The organism is Bradyrhizobium sp. 1(2017), assembly GCF_011602485.2.
In the GTDB taxonomy this organism is placed as follows: Bacteria; Pseudomonadota; Alphaproteobacteria; order Rhizobiales; family Xanthobacteraceae; genus Bradyrhizobium.
Map to the genome: position 1 here is coordinate 5,998,520 of NZ_CP050022.2, position 14,541 is coordinate 6,013,060.

15 protein-coding genes are annotated in these 14,541 nt (G+C 61.1%); 4 read left to right on the forward strand and 11 right to left on the reverse strand.

All coding sequences use genetic code 11. The features are described from left to right. Positions 1–2: 2 nt before the first annotated feature. The 6 genes from HAP40_RS28480 to HAP40_RS28505 form a co-directional block, all read right to left on the reverse strand. Positions 3–1,025: a DUF1214 domain-containing protein gene (locus HAP40_RS28480; protein WP_246741284.1), complete on the reverse strand. Its 1,023-nt coding sequence runs from the start codon at positions 1,023–1,025 to the stop codon at positions 3–5. Between the two features lie 245 nt (positions 1,026–1,270). After that, positions 1,271–2,692: a DUF1254 domain-containing protein gene (locus HAP40_RS28485; RefSeq protein ID WP_166814635.1), complete on the reverse strand. Its 1,422-nt coding sequence runs from the start codon at positions 2,690–2,692 to the stop codon at positions 1,271–1,273. A 2-nt stretch (positions 2,693–2,694) separates the two neighbouring features. Further along, positions 2,695–2,979: a hypothetical protein gene (locus HAP40_RS37390; protein ID WP_414645347.1), complete on the reverse strand. Its 285-nt coding sequence runs from the start codon at positions 2,977–2,979 to the stop codon at positions 2,695–2,697. Between the two features lie 176 nt (positions 2,980–3,155). Next, the gene (locus HAP40_RS28495; protein WP_256380461.1) at positions 3,156–3,290 is read right to left on the reverse strand and encodes a hypothetical protein; all 135 of its coding nucleotides are present in this window, start codon (positions 3,288–3,290) and stop codon (positions 3,156–3,158) included. A gap of 33 nt (positions 3,291–3,323) precedes the next feature. Beyond that, positions 3,324–4,244, reverse strand: coding sequence for a formylglycine-generating enzyme family protein (locus HAP40_RS28500; RefSeq protein ID WP_166819319.1), 921 nt, complete (start codon positions 4,242–4,244; stop codon positions 3,324–3,326). A gap of 102 nt (positions 4,245–4,346) precedes the next feature. Continuing rightward, positions 4,347–4,841: a hypothetical protein gene (locus tag HAP40_RS28505; protein WP_246741283.1), complete on the reverse strand. Its 495-nt coding sequence runs from the start codon at positions 4,839–4,841 to the stop codon at positions 4,347–4,349. Positions 4,842–5,288: 447 nt separating this feature from the next. Between HAP40_RS28505 and HAP40_RS28510 the strand changes: the two genes are divergently transcribed. Next, the gene (locus tag HAP40_RS28510; protein ID WP_166819317.1) at positions 5,289–6,263 is read left to right on the forward strand and encodes a helix-turn-helix domain-containing protein; all 975 of its coding nucleotides are present in this window, start codon (positions 5,289–5,291) and stop codon (positions 6,261–6,263) included. A gap of 70 nt (positions 6,264–6,333) precedes the next feature. Here the strand turns inward: HAP40_RS28510 and HAP40_RS28515 are convergent, their stop codons facing one another. After that, a complete protein-coding gene (locus tag HAP40_RS28515) occupies positions 6,334–7,518 on the reverse strand; it encodes an ABC transporter substrate-binding protein (RefSeq protein WP_166814634.1) in 1,185 nt (394 codons plus the stop codon). 221 nt (positions 7,519–7,739) lie between these two features. Here HAP40_RS28515 and HAP40_RS28520 point away from each other — a divergent pair, with 221 nt between their 5' ends. Continuing rightward, complete coding sequence (locus HAP40_RS28520; RefSeq protein WP_166814633.1) at positions 7,740–8,333, forward strand: MarR family winged helix-turn-helix transcriptional regulator; 594 nt, start codon at positions 7,740–7,742, stop codon at positions 8,331–8,333. Between the two features lie 2 nt (positions 8,334–8,335). Here HAP40_RS28520 and HAP40_RS28525 read toward each other — a convergent pair whose 3' ends face one another. From HAP40_RS28525 to HAP40_RS28535, 3 genes are all read right to left on the reverse strand, one after another. Then, positions 8,336–9,589, reverse strand: a complete 1,254-nt coding sequence (locus tag HAP40_RS28525) for an NAD(P)/FAD-dependent oxidoreductase (RefSeq protein WP_166814632.1) — start codon at positions 9,587–9,589, stop codon at positions 8,336–8,338. After that, complete coding sequence (locus HAP40_RS28530) at positions 9,586–9,942, reverse strand: Rieske (2Fe-2S) protein (RefSeq protein WP_208024928.1); 357 nt, start codon at positions 9,940–9,942, stop codon at positions 9,586–9,588. The genes HAP40_RS28525 and HAP40_RS28530 overlap by 4 nt, the downstream gene beginning before the upstream one ends. Positions 9,943–10,011: 69 nt before the next feature. After that, positions 10,012–11,235, reverse strand: a complete 1,224-nt coding sequence (locus tag HAP40_RS28535; protein WP_166814630.1) for a Rieske 2Fe-2S domain-containing protein — start codon at positions 11,233–11,235, stop codon at positions 10,012–10,014. A 16-nt stretch (positions 11,236–11,251) separates the two neighbouring features. Between HAP40_RS28535 and HAP40_RS28540 the strand changes: the two genes are divergently transcribed. Both HAP40_RS28540 and HAP40_RS28545 read left to right on the forward strand, forming a co-directional pair. Beyond that, positions 11,252–12,217: an SDR family NAD(P)-dependent oxidoreductase gene (locus tag HAP40_RS28540; RefSeq protein ID WP_208024878.1), complete on the forward strand. Its 966-nt coding sequence runs from the start codon at positions 11,252–11,254 to the stop codon at positions 12,215–12,217. Positions 12,218–12,236: 19 nt separating this feature from the next. After that, on the forward strand, positions 12,237–12,746 hold the full coding sequence (locus HAP40_RS28545) for a cupin domain-containing protein (protein WP_166814629.1): 510 nt from the start codon (positions 12,237–12,239) through the stop codon (positions 12,744–12,746). A gap of 259 nt (positions 12,747–13,005) precedes the next feature. Here HAP40_RS28545 and HAP40_RS28550 read toward each other — a convergent pair whose 3' ends face one another. Continuing rightward, a complete protein-coding gene (locus HAP40_RS28550) occupies positions 13,006–14,301 on the reverse strand; it encodes an MFS transporter (RefSeq protein WP_166814628.1) in 1,296 nt (431 codons plus the stop codon). Between the last annotated feature and the right edge of the window lie 240 nt (positions 14,302–14,541).

Consider the following 14,541-nt stretch of genomic DNA (forward strand, 5'->3'; position numbering starts at 1 on the left):
GCTCAACTCACCGGTTTTGGCTCCGGGAATTTCCACTTCCCGCTCAGGATTTCTGCGCGCGGCCGATAGAGGCGCACGGTGTAGTTCCAGCCTTTTGTTATCGGGATGCAGTTCGGGATCTTGCCGTCGCAGCCGCCGAACTGGATCGCAACCGAGCCATCCGGGCTCTTTTGTCCTGTGATGCTATTGACCGAGTAGGCGTTGAGAGGATTCTTTTCGAAGTATCCCTCGGCATTGTAGACGCTCACGGACCAGAAGGCGTTGACCGGCACATCCTTGACGTTGAGCTTGTAGACCGTCGACCCATCATTCTTGGCCGGCGTAACGCCCAGATAGGTCGCGTCCTTGTCGGGATTGCCGCCCCAGCCCGCCGCAGTGCCGAGCAAATGACGGACAGGATCGACCTGCCCCTTGGCGCCGAACGCATTCTTGAAACCGGACGTCGTCGCGGAAAGGACTAGAAGCGCGTCACGCACCTTCTTCTGGCTGACCTGGTCCCAGTTCGGCGTTTCGAACTTGCCCGCAGCCTTCTGTTCGACCTTGATGCCGTCCTGAAGGGCGTGAACCTGCGCGATATCCTTGGGGTCGGCGGGATCGACAAGGGTGCGGATACCCGCCAGCATGTACCGCGTACCTACCTTCTCGCGGGTAAAGGTATGCCGTCCGGCGTCGTAGGTGACCGACACCACATAGTGATCCTCATTGACGACCATCAGCGACATGAATTTCTTGCCGGCGTTCGGCATCGTGATCGTCGCAGGTCCTGCGTCGAGATCGAACACCGCGGACGAATAGAGCGTATCGCGGTTGAGACGGATCACGGTCTGATTGTCGATCGTCGCAGGTTCACGCCGATGAAGCAGTTTACCGAGCCCGCCGGCATCCTTTACCATGCTGCTAAAATACAAATCGGACTCGGCACGGGCGAAATTATCGACGGTAACGGGGATCGAGCTGGCGGTCGGCGACTGCGCCAGCGTCATGCCGCTCCAGGCGGCCCAGCCCAGCAGCGTGTAAAGAAGCATTCGTGGTTTCATCGCAGATACCGTCATTTCATTACGATCCTGTTTCCAGTCTGGGCTGTGTTCTCAAGAGCACGAAGTTCACTGCTTCACGCCTGTCGTAGCCGTCTCCACCCACACCGCAGGCGGCGTCCATGACCCCTCCATGATATCCGCCTTCGGCCAATAGGCTCGGACGTAGAGCGAGAAGTCACCCTTCGGAGCCGGTAGCCAAGCGAGCAGGACATTCCGGCGGTCCGCATCTGCCCTCATTTGCTTCCCCCAATCGTTGAAGCCGTGAGCGCTTCCACGTCCGGCAGCTTCCACACCTTGTCGAAGAACTCCTTCTTCGGACCGTAGAGACGGAACATCAGCTCGAACTTGCGGGCGGGATCAGTCGGTATCCAGTTCGTTTCCTGGCCGGCTGGAGCCTTGGGGCCGAGATAGATGTCGACCGAGCCGTCGGCATTCTTCTTCACATCAGCGGCGTTCGACGCGCGGCTGGCGCGATCGACATTCTTGATCAGTGCGTGGGTGTCGCGGTCGTACGCTGTCAACGACCAGTATTGTTCGATCGGCACATTCGGGGGAACGCGGAGACGATAGGTCTTTGCGCCGTCGTAATCGGCGCCGTCCTTGTCCTTGATGTTGATGAGATAGAACTGCCCGGCACCCAGCCGTTTGATGCCGATATAGGCGTAGTGATAGGTGATCCCGCGCCAATCCACGGGATAGTCGTTCGCTCCCTCGAAATCCTCGCCTGCCCCCTTGAGCAGTTCAGGATGCGCGGGAAATGTCCAATGCGTGCCTTCGAAAAACTGCGGCGGCGCCCCATCATATTTGGCGGCCATCCACGCATGTGCGTCGGCAATACCATCCTTCAATGCCTGCTTCGTCTTTGCGTCGGGGGCAAAGGGTTTGCCCTTCTCGATCCCGATCGAACGCAACTGGTCGATCATTGCGCGGTCGCGGCCCAACCACGGCTCGCTCTGGATCATGCGATCGAGATTGACGAAGAAGCTCTCGTCGTAACGTATGGTGGTGTCGAACAGGATATCCTTGACGTCGGTAAAGACGGTCGCAGGCGGATTGGACGCCTGCGACAGCGGGTAGACCTTGAGCCGCTTGGCATAGGCGACGGAGTTCGCGACATCCGTCTCGCTGTGGCTTTTCAGGTTGGAGCGGATCAGGGCGTAGCTGCCCCAGGTATTCGGTTGCAGCGCTTCATAGCCCGCCGGTACCCGCTCCTTGTAGCCAGGCGGCAGCATCAACAGCTTGACGCCGGCGCCCTTATCCACGCCGAGCAGGCCGCCATCCTCCAGCGGCATCTGCCAGACATTGACGATGTTTGCGTTGAGCGAGCCGGTCGAGTCCGCCGGCGGGATCTCGATCACGATCGGCCCGACGTCGTTGGTGTTGAGGAACGTCATGAAATAGAGCGTGTCGGGATTGGGCGTCAGCGTCTGGTTCTTCCAGTCGAGCGGCTTGCCCCAATAGATCACCTGGTTCACCTTGCCCGGCGTCTTAGTCAGCATTTCCTGCAGCATCAGATCGTAATTGACGACGGGCATGCCCCAGATCGCAGCTTCGACGGCACGGCTGCGAATGAGCCGCTCCTGCGGCGTCGTCTGGGCGATCGCAACTCCTGCAAGGCTGGAAAGGGCAAGTGCAACAAACAGCGTCCTGTTCATCATCATCCTCCTCGAGCTCTGGCTGCTGCTTGCGTCGCGAGCGAAAGTGCGCGGGCGTCCTTGAACGCGATCACCGCGATCCGCTCGGCCGGTGGCACGAAATCAGCGCCGCCCTGCGTGGTCACTCTGGCGACGAAATCGGTGATGGATTTTTTCGTTGCACCGTCGTTCCAGGACGGTATCGGGTCGGGCTCCGCGATTGCCTTGCGGTTTGTGAGGCCGCAAGCCATCGTGGCTGCATTGACAAGCACCACACGCCGGCTCAATTGCACGATTTCGCTCTTCATGGCGAATTCCTTGGTCGGCTCATGGTCTTTCCAATCAACCCGACTGCGGTCGCTTCAGTGTCTCCATGATTTGATCGACGCTGAAGCTGGATGGCGTCTGCCGCGGCGGGAATTCGTTGAACGTCTCGATGAAGTGCGCGGCCATGACTTGCGCGGGGACCGCCAGGAAGGACACCTTAAGCACACAGTCGTTGTAGGTGTTTCGCGGCGACCAGGGTAGACGTTCCAAGCGGGATATTGCGGCGGTTGAAGGCGCGGTCATTGGTGTCGGTGAAGTGTTCGGTCGGGTTGTTGGTCTTGTTGCCTGACATTCAATTCTCCACGTGGGCCGACGTTGGAAATCATTACGTGAGCGGATTCCTCACCACACACCGGAACCCAAGGTGACTGGTCGAGGTATCGATCGCCTCAGCATGCCGCGCCGCCGGGCGATAACGGCGGCAGTAATTCGGCGCGCATAGATGCGAGCCGCCCTTCAGGACTTTGCGCGGAATGCGGATGGCGGGTTGACATGGATCAAGGCTCGCTGCTTCGGGTCCGCCGCGCGGATTTTGTGGAATGCAGCATGGCTTGGCGGCGTCGGCCTCGTGTTTGGCGGACCACCAGTCGGCCGTCCATTCCCAGACATTGCCGATCATGTCATGGAGGCCATAGCCGTTCGGTGGAAACGCCGTCACCGGCGAGGTGCGCTCGTAACCATCCTCATGGAGATTGCGCAGCGGGAATTCACCCTGCCAGGTATTCGCCATATGCCGGCCATCGGGCATGAACTCGTCGCCCCATGCGAATTCGGCGCCATCGAGGCCGCCGCGCGCAGCGAATTCCCATTCGGCTTCAGTCGGCAGGGCCTTGCCGGCCCATCGCGCATAGAGGAACGCGTCCGCGTACGACACGTGCACGACGGGATGATCGTTCAGGACGTTGATGTCGCTCTTGGGTCCGTAGGGATGTCGCCAGTTGGCGCCCTTCATAAAGCTCCACCACTGGCTCCAGTCGCGCAGATCATAGGTCGAGCGTGGTCGCTCGAACACCAGCGAGCCCGCGTAGAGCATGTGCGGCAATGCGCCCGGATAATGCTTTGGATCGGGTGGTATCTCGGCAAAGGACTTGTGACCCGTTTCAATGACAAACCGCTTGAACTGACGGTTGGTCACCGGCGTGGGGTCGATCCAAAAGCCGTCGACCGTCACCCGATGGCTTGGGGCTTCCTCGGGATAATGACGATCGGACCCCATGCGGAACGTACCGCCGGGAATCCAGACCATGCCGGTCGTCGGGCCATCTCCTGATTGCTCTTGTGATTGCTCTTGGGCCCGTCGCAAATCGGTCTGCAGCAGCGTCATGACACTGTCCCCCGACGATACGCCTTATTGGCAATAGTCCCAGAAGCCCTGCCTGCGTGATGGGTCCGTGTAGTACCAGCACATGCCTGGAGCAGGAGCGGCGCCCGCCCAGGCGGCGGCGGTCGCGGCTGTTACAAGGCCGATGGCCGCACCGGCAGCGATGGCACCGCCCCTCGGCCAATAGTAGTGACCTGGTCGCGCCCATCGCGCGCCACCGCCATAGCCCGGACCCACCACGGCGCCACGCCGCACCACGGTGCGGCTTGCGACGCCTCCTCGCGGCCCCACAACGGTGGTGCGGCGCACGGCACCGCCGCGCGCGACGGCACGCACCTCAATCAGATCGGGATTGTGCACGTTGACAGGTATTTGCACGAGCGACCGTGCGGCGCCGAGATTCGTTGCATGTGATGGATTGGGTGTTGCGACGACGCCCAGCAGGACAATGCCGGCAAGCTTGCGGACGATCTTCCAAATGTCTCGTTCCCGACGATCGATCGCCGTCTTGGGTAGACGCATTGTCGAGCCCTTTCATTTTCCGCTCCACCGGACTGCCGGCGGAGGAAACAAGTCAGCCCCTCTTCCCGATTCTTCGGTGCGCAAATTTCGCGCAGACTCCTCTCTTCGTTCGCGCGCTGGTGATGCAGCGCGGACACGTGTTCGCTTCCGGAATTGCTAAGATAGATCAACGCCAAGCGCGTGTGATGTGCAGTTCGTGCCAAATGTCGGCGGCCCCGTGGCACGCTTAATGGAAGCTCTCCAACACCGGTCGACCGATCATCCTTGTGCGCATCATGTTTTACGAAAATCTGCGAGACGTTCAGGTGGGATGCAACGATCGGCAGCATGCGTCAGCGCGACGTGGCTCTGTCCACCGTGGCAAACGGTCTCGTCGCAAAAAAATCATGATCGCCAGATAGTTGCATGGAATACTCGGTTCGCGTAATTGCCAGGGGGTATATTTGTATGGGTAACCGCCTTTCGGTCATGAGCAGCGACCTCAACGGCTTCGAGGGTCTGCATCAGGCCGTCCAGGGTTCGCATGTCGATGTCATGCAGCTCGGACGCGGCAGGTTGCGCGGCACGCTGTCGCATATCGGGATCGGTGACTTCTCTCTCAGTGTCGGTTCGTTCAACCTGGGCGTCCGAACGCAGCGCACCTCCAGTGACGAGAAGCTGATCGTCGGGATGCTGCTGTCCGCGGAAGACCGTGTCAGCCATTTTGCTTTCGACATGCGCCCGGCGGATGTGCTGGTGATCCCGCCAGCGGTGGAGCACGACGGCATCTTCCACGGTGCTTCTTCCTACGCCGCGCTGCGCTTCGATCTCGCCGATGTTGCCACGATGTTCGCCGGCGAAGCGCGCTTGAGCGATCCCGTGACCTGGCTCGAGAAGAATCGTTATCGCGCCGATCCCGCCATCATGCCGGTGACAACAGGCCGCCTGCAGCAGATCGTTTCCTGCCTCGCGCAGCATCAGGACAGTTTGACGGAAGCATCCGCCGATTTCTGGAAACGCGCCATTGTCGATTGCATCACCGCGACGATCTTCCAGTCCTTACCCGCGGACGAGCATGGCACGCTGCCGGCGGCGCTGAGGCTGGTGCACAATGTCGAGGATTATCTTGCCGCCGCTGAATCCCGGCCGGTGCATGTGTCGGAGCTTTGCGCCGCTTTTCGCGTGTCGCGACGCGGACTGCACCGCGCCTTTCATGACGTGTTCGGCATCGGGCCGGTAACGTTTCTGCGTCACAAGCGACTTTGCGCCATTCGTAACGCCTTGAGGGCCAGTTCGCCCGGCAAGACCACCGTCAGCGCGACCGCCCTACAACAGGGTTTTGTCGAGCTCGGTCGCTTCTCACAATATTACCGCGCGCTGTTCGGCGAATACCCTTCGGAGACGCTCGGCCTACGGGCTGCCGGTTCGCCGCCATTGCATTGACCGGCACCATGTTGCGAGCGGTCGGGTTTCGGGGGCAGCGGTCTGCTGCCGAGCCGGAGGGGCTTCGCCTCTATCGCGCGGCCATGGTACCGGACATCGGGACCCAGCGTTCGCCATCGAAGCGTTGCGGCCGGAGTGACTTGATGAGGCGGTAATCGTCAGGGGTGGAGTTGACAGTGATACCGCCAATCAGGCCCGGAAGCGCAACGTTCTTTAGCGCTGTGGCGTGCTTCATGATGTTCTCCCGCGAGAAATCCGTCCCGCAAGCCTCGAGCACCCTCGTCATCAGAACCGCGACGTTCCACCCGGTGAAATTGAGTTGATCCTCAATGTCGCCTTCGGGATAGTATTTCTTCATGAAAGCCAACCACTCCAGATAGGCGGGGTCGCTGGCCCATTCGGGATCTCCTACCGTTTTCGTCGGCGTGGCCGAAATCGCGCCCTTGGCATTTTCGAGCCCCGCCGGCTTGAGAATCGTCGCGACAAAGTTGCTTCCGATCGGCAAGAACTGCTGCGCGTGCCAGCCCAGTTCGCCGGCCTTGCGGATCGCCTGCGACGTGAACTTGCCCGTCGACGCGTTCAGGAAAACGTTGGCATTGGTACTGGCCAATGAGACGACCTGGGACTCAACCGTCGGCGACGTGACCTCGTAGGGCGAGGCGGCGACTATCTCGGCCTGCGGATCGAGTCGCGCCAGCTCGGCTTTGAAGCTGCGGAGATATTCGCGTCCATAGTCGTCGTTCTGATAGAGTACCGCGATACGCGCCCGGGGTGTGCCCTCGGAGACAAGGCGCGCGTAGATCGCGGCCTCGGTGCTGAACAGCGTCATTCCCGAGATCGTGTAGGGACTGGTCTTCGGATCGGCAAAGCGATCGCTGGCGGCAAAGACGAACAGCTGCGGCACCTTCCGGCTGTTGAGATACTTCTGGACTGCCGCATTCTGCGCCGTCCCCATGCTGCCGAAGATCGCGACAGCTTCATCGCTCTCGACCAGCCTGCGAGTCTGCTCCACCGCCTTTGGCGGACTGTAGCCATCGTCGAGCGAGATCAGCTTGATCTTGCGGCCGTTGATTCCACCGCGCTCGTTGATCATCTGGAAATAGCGGGTCTGCACCTTGCCGACCGCGCTCAGCGCCGAGGCCGGGCCGCTATAGGGCATCGTCTGGCCGAGGATCAGGTCTTCTTCACCCGCCAGAGCTGCGCTTGAAGCAATCAGTGACGCTGCCACAAGGAATGCCGAACCAAGTCCCCGCATATTGACCTCCCATTCTTATCTCTTACTCCGAATATTCTTCCCAGGAAGATAGTTGTCAATATCATTAAGCGGCGGCAAATGGCCGCCGCATCGGAGCTGCACGCCAACCTTCGACCCACCTCGGGAACTTGCTGCGCGACACGTGACGTCGCGCGTGTTAGATTGTACTCAAGTATGATGCCAGCGCCTTCAGGCGCCTGACCAAAGGTGAGTAAGAAGGAATGCGGAAGAAGAACGCGCCGCGCGTTGCAGTACCTGCCGGCAAAGCCGTATCCAAGCAAGATAATGGCCTCTACGACGATATCGAAGCCGCCTGGCTTGAACAGCGCCCCGATCTCGATCTGGCCGCAGCCTGCACCCTGTTGCGGCTGGAGCGGGCGAACCAGCTTCATGAAGTACGCCTGCAGGAGATATCCAAGACCATTGGCCTGCAGACCGGCGAGCTCTACGTTCTGCTTGCGCTGCGGCGCTCGGGAAAGCCTTACGAGTTGCGCCCGACCGACCTGTTTCGTGCGCTGTTGGTCACGTCCGGTGCCATGACCAAGCGCGTGGCACGGCTGCAGGAGGGGGGCTTCATTCTCCGCGTCTCTGCCAACGATGACGGCCGCTCCGAGTTGGTCCGCCTGACCGCGAAGGGCCTTGCGACCGCCGACCGTGGCATCACCGAGATCGCGAAGGTGGTGGAAAGCGTCACCGAAGCCAGCGGCCTGACCAAGGCCGAGATTGCAATGCTCGACCGATGCTTGCGCAAGCTATTGTCTGTGAAGACGGTGAGGGCGACGAAGAAAGCGAGCCGGCTTGCGGCGACGGGCTAGGATCACGGCCCGATGAGACCGTACGATGGCCTGTCGATGCTCTTCAGCAGCCCTTTGATATCGAACGCGCCATCTGCCGCCTGTCCCGGCGTCGGTGAAATGCCCGCTGCGATTAGGCGCCGCGCCGCCATCTGGTCGCCCGGCTTGTTGATACTGTCCACCGCGACCAGCCTCCCCCGCCTGTAGTGAAACACTGAGACTCTGCCCTCATCGATCGAGCCGCGCGTCACCATCTGGTCGCAACGGCCGGAGAGCCCGACGACCTGGAGCTTGAGGTCGTACTGATCCGACCAGAATCTGGGGACACTGTCGTAGGGCTCGTGGCGATCCGCGATCGCGAGCCCCGCCGCCCTGCCCTGGTCCTGGGCGTGCTGAACCGACTCCAGCCTAAGCCAACCCTCCGCAAACCGATTGTAGTGGTTTGCACAATCGCCAGCCGCGTAGATGCCGGGCACGTTGGTGCAGCCGTGCTCATCCACAACGATTCCATTCGAGCAGTTCAACCCTGCGGCACTGGCGAGTTCATCGCTTGCGATTCCGCCGATGCCGACGACAACGAGATCCGCGCTCAGGCGATCGCCGCCGCGAAGATCACCCCCCGCAACCCGACCGGCATCGCCGGTCAATGCAACGACCGTCTCGCCAAGCCTCACATCGACGCCCGCTTGCGCATGTACATCGAGCAGGAAGCGCGAGACGATCGGGGACACCGCGCGCTCCAACAACCGCGAGGCGGCTTCGACCACCGTGACTCTCTTGCCCAGCTTCGCCGCCGACGAAGCAACCTCAAGGCCAATGAATCCGCCGCCGACAATGACGACTTCGTTCGCCCGCCGCAGGCGGGCCTTGAGATCGACAGCATCGGCGACTGATCTGAGATAGCAGACCCCATCGAGCTCGGCGCCGGGGATTGATATCCGTCGCGCTCGCGATCCCGTAGCAATCACGAGCCTGTCGAAGTCCAGCCGCGTACCGTTCGCCAGCGCGATCTGCCGGGCCCTCCGGTCAATCTCGATTACGCTGTGCCCAAATAGCAAATCGATTTGCTCGCGCGCAAAGAACGCGTCGTCGCGCAGGACGAGATTCTGCTCGCTCGCCGCGTCGAGCAGAAACTCCTTCGATAGCGGCGGCCGCTCATAGGGAAGCGAATATTCGTCGGCCACCAGGGTCACCGGCTCGGAATAGCCGGCTTGGCGGGCATTCAGCGCCGCCTGAACACCGGCATAGGATGCCCCGATGATGACGAGCCCACTCACGCCTTGGCATCCAGCGCTCGACCGGGGACTCCCCGATTCGCAGCGCCTTCTTCGAGATCCACATAAATCTCGCCATCGCGAATCTCGACCTTGAATGCCCTGATGTCGCTATAGCCGCCGGACCGGCACTTGCCGTCGCGGACATCGAACATCGCACCATGCAGCGGACATTCGACGACATGGCCTTCAAGAAAGCCGGTCGAGAGCAGCGCGAAGGCATGCGAGCAGACGTCGTCCGTCGCGTAAATGTCGTCGTCGACTTTGTAGAGCGCGACACGCTGGTCACCGAAGTTGAAACCCAGCGGCTCTCCGTCGGACAGCTTCGAGGCGGCGCACAAATGCTTCCAGGTCATGGCCACGATATCTCCAGAACCGGCGAACGGACGCGGACGGGATGTCCGCGTCCGACGCTTACAATCCCGTCAGCGGGGAATCTGCCGCCAGTCTTCGGCAGCGGACGCCAGCCGGCCGCCAACTGCACGGATGTCCTTATAGGACATGGTCTCGCTCTGGCCGCTCTTCGGCGACTTGCCGTCCATGAAGCCGCGCACCTCCTCGAGCAGCTGGCGGCGTACCCTGACGATCGCCTGGTCCGCCGAACAGAGATATTCCTGTGACCGGTCGACGATCGGGCCCATGCTGACCATCACCACGAAATCCTCGATGACGATCTCGTGGAAGCCGGTGCTGTTGCCGGCATCCATGATCGGACGGTTCTGTCCCCAATTGTTAGATTCATCGCCCGGGAGACCGCCGGCCATCGGCCATTGATTGGCCCGCTGCACCTTGCGCCAGGAATCCACCGGCTTCTCGGGATTGTAGAAGATGTACCATTGGATCAGGTTCTCATCGTCGATCGGCACTGCGATGATCGCAGTGCGATCCTGCTGCGGCCCCGAGAAAATCGGCGCGATCAACCCGTAATACGGCATCACGAACTCCGTCACGCGCGCAAGACATGACCCGTCGGGGCCGGAGCGAAGCGCGGCCGCTCGAAATCCATACGGTTTCTTGTCAAACTGGTAGCTAACTTCGGTGTTGACCCGTGTTGCCCCAAAGTCCGTCGCCGAGCTCGCGGTCCAACTCTGATGCAGCAGGGCGACATGCGAGGAATCGATGGTCGCTTCGACGCCCTGCAACCAGTTCGCGTTGAGCTCGATGCCGGCCGCGTAGACTTGGTCCGGCGGCAAATCCATCCATTCGAAGTCCGGCGCGGGTGGCGCCGTGCCTTCGCCGAGCCAGACCCAGATAAGACCCGCGCCTTCGCGCGTCGGATAGGCCTTCGCCTTGACCGTCTTGGCGAATTCCCTGGGATTGTTCGGCTCGTTGGGAACGTCCAGCACCTCGCCGCCGGCACTTATCTTCCAGCCATGGAACAGGCAGGTCAGCGAGCAATCGTCGACCCGCGCCAGCGCGAGCGAGGCACCTCTGTGCGGACAAGCTTCATCGAGGAAGCCGACAGTCCCATCCCTGCCCCTGAAGGCCACGAAGTTGCGGCCGAACAGCTTGACGCGCACCGGCGCCTCTCCTTTGCGTACCCGCACCGAGAGCACGGCCGGCAGCCAGTAATGCTGTCGCAGCATGCGTCCCATCGGCGCATCACCGGTGACGCGGCACAGCAATTCATTCTCTTCTCTCGTGACCATAGCGATCCATCCCTAGTTGACGCGCTTCGTTGTCTCGGCCTATTATCTTCCTAGGAAGATTATTGTCAATACATCTTCCAAGGAAGAAATATTGGGAGGGCACATGGCCGAGCGACGCCTGAAGGATTGTGTTGCGCTGGTGACGGGAGGAAGCCGCGGGGTCGGAAAGGGCGTGGCCATCGGCCTCGCTGAGGCTGGCGCGACCGTGATCGTGACCGCACGCACGCGTAACAGCAGCAGCGGCGCGGAATGGCCCGGCTCTCTCGACGAGACCATATCGGCAATCCACGACTCCGGCGGAAAGGGCGTCGGCCTCCTCTGCGATCATGCCAATGACGGTTCGGTCAGGGAGGCTTACGACCTGATCCGGCGCGACTACGGACGTCTCGATCTGCTCGTGAACAACGTGTTCGCAGCCCCGAACGTCATGCCCGTCAACGTGCCCTTCTGGCAGCTGCCGACCTCGTTGTGGGACACCCTGCATCACGTCGGCCTGCGATCGCATTTCGTGGCCAGCCAGTTTGCGGTCCCGCTGATGCTGCCCCAGAGGCGCGGCCTGATTGTCAATACATCGTCAGGTGGCGGCGTCCGGTACACATTCAACGTCCCGTTCGGCGTACAGAAGTCGGGCGTCGACAGAATGGCGCGCGACATGGCGCATGAACTGAAGCCGTTTGGAATTTCCGCCGTTTCGATCTGGCCCGGCTACATCAAGAGCGAGAAGCTTTTGGCGCAGCCCGATCGGGTGCCAGCGGCTCTCGCCAGGCTGATTGCCGAGAGAGGCGAGACGCCGGTCTTTGTCGGACGCGCGATTGCGGCGCTGGCCGCCGATCCAGATGTGATCGTCAAGACCGGCCAGATCCTGCTCGCCTCGGAGTTAGCCACGGAATACGGTTTCACCGACATCGATGGGAAGATTCCACCTCCGCCGAGCCGCGATCCCGCGCCGCTTTCAGTGTTCAATCCTGCGGCCGCCACTTGAGACTCAAGAGGAGATGTCAATGACCGTTGCATTGGAAACGATGACGCAGCTTGCGGAGTGCAACTGGCGTCGGCTGTCGCTGGCTGTTGTTGCCGGTTTCGCCTGTGCGGTGACGATCTCGAGAACTTTGCCTGTGGCGATGGACGCGATATCGGCAATTCCAGCTCCGCTATGCGCCGACAATATCACGGGCTCATCGCTCAACAAGGTCGAGGTGATCGCCTCGCACGCACTGTCGAATGTTCCGGGCAAGAGGGTCACTGTGGTCCGCGTGAGCTACGGCCCCGGCGGCTTCACGCCGCCGCACCGCCACGGCGGATCGGTAACGGCCTACATCACCAAAGGCGTGGTACGCTCGCAGCTCAAGGGTGGCCCGCTGGAAACATTCGAGGTCGGGCAATCCTTCTTTGAACCCCCGGGCGCGACACACATCGTTTCTGCCAACGCAAGCAACACCGAACCTGCCGAACTGATTGCTGTCTTCGTCGCCGACGAGGGCGCGGAGCTGACGACTCTCCTAGACCGTTAGCTTCGAGCTTTCAATGTTTCCGATCCGATCTCCATGAAGCAACTGATCGCTCGCTGTTACATACGAAAACGGTCATCACAGAACTTGGAGCAAACCAGCCGCAGAAATTGTTAGGACAAATGGTATCCCCGCCGAGAAAGCGGCTCGCCTGTCCGCGTTGCCATGGTGATGGCCAGCACGGCCTGGACAACAGAATCGTACTACCCAGGAATTGCCCTGATTCTGAGATGAATCCGCAGGTCGCCTGGATACTACCGGTTCAGGACAATGGCTCTCCGGAGCGGTCTTCAAAAACCAAAAGCGCGAAAGCGCTGAGGGTTGCGGCCCCGATGACGGCGAATGCCGGCGCACCAACAAGTCCAGTGACCACGATCAGCCAGGTCGCGAACGCCGGCGCGAAGGCTCCGATGATGCCTGCGATCCCATAGGTCAGCGACACCGCCACGGCGCGAATCCGTGTCGGAAACAGTTCGGCCAACGCAGAAAAAAGCGGACCAACATACAGGGCAAGCAGTATACCAAATCCTGACTGGACCAACAGCAGCAGGGCGATCGATGGCCAGGCTAGAATGAGAACGAATGCCGGATAGGTCAGCAGCACGAAGCTGACGGTCGCGATCCACAGCAGCGGCTTGCGGCCTAGTCGATCCGACATGGCTCCCGCAACCGGTGTGCAAGCAATCGTCACGCAGGTCGCCACAACGGTTGCAAAGAGCGCGCTCGCCCCGGTAAGCCCCAGCTTCTGCACCGCAAAGGTCGGCATGTAGACAAACAACACACTGCCCGCGATGACGTAGAGAAACAGCATGCCAAGGGCCAACAGCAGCGACCCGGCTCGCCCAATCGCAAAAGCTGACCGCATCCTCCGTTCTTTGGCCCGCTGCCGAAAAATATCCGGCTCGCCAAGGTTGGCCCGGATATAGAGCGCGGCCGGCACAATCGCCAAACCGAACACGAACGGCAGACGCCAGCCGCCCGCATCGATCTCATCCTGCGCCATGGCGAGGTTCATCACCATCACAACGAAGGCAGCAAGCACGAACCCGATCTGCTGGCTTGACGCGTTCAGGCTTGCATAGAGACCCCGCGATCCGGCAGGCGCGCTCTCTACCAGCAGAGCCGTGGCGCTGCCGATCTCGCCCGCCCCGGAGAATCCCTGCAGCAAGCGCGCCAGCAGGACTATCAAGGGTGCCCACACACCGATGGTCTGATAGGTCGGTGCGAACGCCATCAAGGCCGTACCAAGGCCCATGATGAACATTGCAGCGTAGAGCGCTGCGGAGCGTCCGATGCGGTCGGCATAGATGCCAAGCACGATCGCACCGACGGGTCTCATCGCCAACCCGGCGCCGTAGGTTACGAACGCCAGGATCAACGATGTCGCCTCGTTCCCGGCAGGGAAGAACAATCTCGCCATCGTGAGGGCGAGCACGCCGAAGATGAAATTGTCATACCATTCGAGCAAATTGCCGATTGTGGCTGCAACAATGACGCGCCGCCTCTTGACGTTGATCGCGCCGGTCGTCGGAGCAATTGTCGGTTCTGGGCTGGACATGCAGGAGGCCGCCGCCGCAGTGCAAGGCGCCTGCGATCTCAGTATCGGCTGATCCTACTCATCCCTTCACGCGGCGCAAACTGCGTCATCGTGCCCCTGGCGTGTATTGCCGCGGTACAGGTTCCCGGAAACCATCGACAGCCCGGGAACCGAAAAGTGAATCTGACGCAAGGCCCCCAAGGACCGGCGCAGACGTCAGCATCGGAGCACGCTAGAGGTCACGACCTTGCGGCCACGGGT

Excerpts from the sequence above, each read along its gene's own strand:
- HAP40_RS28480 (WP_246741284.1), bottom strand. The coding sequence starts at position 1,025 with ATGCTTCTTTACACGCTGCTGGGCTGGGCCGCCTGGAGCGGCATGACG.
- HAP40_RS28485 (WP_166814635.1), bottom strand. The coding sequence starts at position 2,692 with ATGAACAGGACGCTGTTTGTTGCACTTGCCCTTTCCAGCCTTGCAGGA.
- HAP40_RS37390 (WP_414645347.1), bottom strand. The coding sequence starts at position 2,979 with ATGAAGAGCGAAATCGTGCAATTGAGCCGGCGTGTGGTGCTTGTCAAT.
- HAP40_RS28495 (WP_256380461.1), bottom strand. The coding sequence starts at position 3,290 with ATGTCAGGCAACAAGACCAACAACCCGACCGAACACTTCACCGACACC.
- HAP40_RS28500 (WP_166819319.1), bottom strand. The coding sequence starts at position 4,244 with ATGGTCTGGATTCCCGGCGGTACGTTCCGCATGGGGTCCGATCGTCAT.
- HAP40_RS28505 (WP_246741283.1), bottom strand. The coding sequence starts at position 4,841 with ATGCGTCTACCCAAGACGGCGATCGATCGTCGGGAACGAGACATTTGG.
- HAP40_RS28510 (WP_166819317.1), top strand. The coding sequence starts at position 5,289 with ATGGGTAACCGCCTTTCGGTCATGAGCAGCGACCTCAACGGCTTCGAG.
- HAP40_RS28515 (WP_166814634.1), bottom strand. The coding sequence starts at position 7,518 with ATGCGGGGACTTGGTTCGGCATTCCTTGTGGCAGCGTCACTGATTGCT.
- HAP40_RS28520 (WP_166814633.1), top strand. The coding sequence starts at position 7,740 with ATGCGGAAGAAGAACGCGCCGCGCGTTGCAGTACCTGCCGGCAAAGCC.
- HAP40_RS28530 (WP_208024928.1), bottom strand. The coding sequence starts at position 9,942 with ATGACCTGGAAGCATTTGTGCGCCGCCTCGAAGCTGTCCGACGGAGAG.
- HAP40_RS28535 (WP_166814630.1), bottom strand. The coding sequence starts at position 11,235 with ATGGTCACGAGAGAAGAGAATGAATTGCTGTGCCGCGTCACCGGTGAT.
- HAP40_RS28545 (WP_166814629.1), top strand. The coding sequence starts at position 12,237 with ATGACCGTTGCATTGGAAACGATGACGCAGCTTGCGGAGTGCAACTGG.
- HAP40_RS28550 (WP_166814628.1), bottom strand. The coding sequence starts at position 14,301 with ATGTCCAGCCCAGAACCGACAATTGCTCCGACGACCGGCGCGATCAAC.